Here is a 2241-nt window from a genome sequence, read left to right as displayed (position 1 = left end):
AACCGCCGGACTGGCCGGCGGCCGTCGGGTGGTAGGACTCCCCGATGTTGAGCCAGTTGACGCTGTGCAGCCAGGCGGAGCCGGAGCAGATCTCGTGTCCGGTGAACGCCGGGACGACGCTGGAGAAGGTGTAGCCGTGGTCGGCAGCGCGCTTGGCGACGGCGGCGTTGAGGTAGTCGGAGGCTCCGTTGATGGCGCGGCGCTCGTTCTCGCTCAGGCCTGCGACGCAGCTGCCGCCCAGCTGATAGAAGCGCGGGTAGCCGAGGACGACCACGTGAGCGGCGGGCGCCTTGTTCCTGATCGCCGTGTAGACGGAGTCGAGCTTGCCGGGCAGCGTCGTGTCGACGTAGCTCTTGGCCTGATTCACACGGCTGATGCAGGTGGCTTCGGACTGCAGCACACAGGTCGTCATGACGTCGGCGAAACCGGCGTCATTTCCCCCGATCGTGACGGAGACCAGGTCGGTGGCGGACGAGAGCGGACCGAGCTGATTGGCGGTCACATCACCCGTTCGGGCGCCGGAGCAGGCGGTGAACGCGAAGGAGGAGGGGGCGTTCGCGTTCTTCCAAAGCACCGGATACGCCTTCGTGGAGCGCTTGCAGTCGCCGCTGGCGCTGTCGTAACTCCCTGAGCCGACACCGGAGGAGTACGAGTCACCAAGGGCCACGTAGTCGAGTGCGGCGGTCTCGGCGGCCTGGGCGGCGCCCGCCCCGGTGAGGGCGAGGACGGCACCGAGCAGGAGCGAGGACGAAACGGCGGCAAAACGGGACAGTCTCATGGAACCTCCCTTTAGCAGGATCTCTGCGCTACCAGGTAGTAGCATCGGATCCGCCGCGCCGGAAGTGTTCATGTCAAAACTGGGGCTGAACGTCACCCGACCCTCCGTCAGAGACCGTCGGGTTCCGGCCATGAACGACAGGTCACAGACGGACGATCAAAAGAAGACAGGAAGCGGAGGCTCCGGTCCCGCTGAACGATCGAACGAGAACACGACACATTCGCACAACAAGGCACAGAGAACTGATCGCGCATCACCGTTGCCTGCGGACAACCGGATTGACCGAATCCGATCGGGACGGTTGCACATCTGACCGTCGAAGCTTCGCCAAACTACGGAAAAGCGGGCCACAGATCAGGGACTTGCCATACAGTCCCATTCATCAATACCGTCGTACATCTCACCCGCACCGATCCATCACGCAAAGCGGCTCAGGGGAGGGCTCTAGCGTCGCTGATGGTCCCGGGGCGGGGCGCGGTAGGGGGGTGCCGTGCTCGGTGTTCGAACGTGCGCCGAGTCGCGGGTACCGCGCGGCCAGACATGCCAACTCGCCGATTCCGCAAGGAGATCCTTTCCGCGCGGGCGGTGGCGAGAACCCCCCTTTCGAACCGGACACACCATCGGACCGCCCAAGGGGTGGGCGGCCCACCGGACGAGAGGGAAATCAGACCCATGAGCTCGTTCCTGCGCCCATCCATCTCGGGCCAAGAAATGACCGAGCCGAGTCGAATAGCCGCCCAGTACCGGGCCATCACGTCACATCTGGCGATCACTCCGCCGGTGAGTGTTGTCATTCCCGCGATGAACGAAGCCGAAAATCTTCCGTACGTGTTCAAGACACTGCCGGAATGGATTCACGAAGTCGTGCTCGTCGACGGAAATTCCACGGACAACACGGTGGACGTCGCCCGTGAACTGCGGCCGGACGTCAAGGTGGTCAAGCAGGTCGGCAAGGGCAAGGGCGACGCGCTGATCAGCGGCTTCGCGGCCTGCACCGGCGACATCATCGTCATGGTCGACGCGGACGGCTCGGCCGACGGCCAGGAGATCGTCTCGTACGTCTCCGCCCTCGTCGGCGGTGCGGATTTCGCCAAGGGCTCCCGATTCGCCAACGGCGGCGGCACGGACGACATGACGACCATTCGCAGACTGGGCAACTGGGCCCTCTGCTCGCTCGTCAACCGCAAGTTCGGCGCCCGGTACACCGACCTCTGCTACGGCTACAACGCCTTCTGGCGTCACTGCCTCGACAAGATCACCCTCGACTGCACCGGTTTCGAGATCGAGACCCTCATCAACATCAGGGTCGTCACGGCCGGACTCAAGGTGCAGGAGGTCCCGAGCCACGAATACAACCGCATCCACGGCGTCAGCAACCTCAACGCCGTGCGCGACGGCATCCGGGTCCTGAAGGTCATCCTCAAGGAGAAGGCCGTCAGCAAGGCCGCCCGCCGTCGGCCGGC

2 protein-coding genes are annotated in these 2241 nt (G+C 64.5%); one reads left to right on the top strand and one right to left on the bottom strand.

From position 1 onward, the window contains the following. A partial coding sequence (locus AOK00_RS34045) for an SGNH/GDSL hydrolase family protein (RefSeq protein WP_055603998.1) occupies positions 1 to 778 on the bottom strand: 778 nt, incomplete at its 3' end. 672 nt (positions 779 to 1450) lie between these two features. On the opposite strand from AOK00_RS34045, the gene AOK00_RS34040 reads away from it, so the two are divergent. Beyond that, positions 1451 to 2241, top strand: a 791-nt coding sequence (locus AOK00_RS34040; RefSeq protein WP_063886706.1) for a glycosyltransferase family 2 protein, incomplete at its 3' end; no start/stop codon positions are given.

Origin of the sequence: Streptomyces aureus (assembly GCF_001418135.1) — a bacterium.
GTDB classification, from domain to species: Bacteria; Actinomycetota; Actinomycetes; order Streptomycetales; family Streptomycetaceae; genus Streptomyces; species Streptomyces aureus_A.
This window is presented reverse-complemented; position numbering and strand designations above follow the sequence as displayed.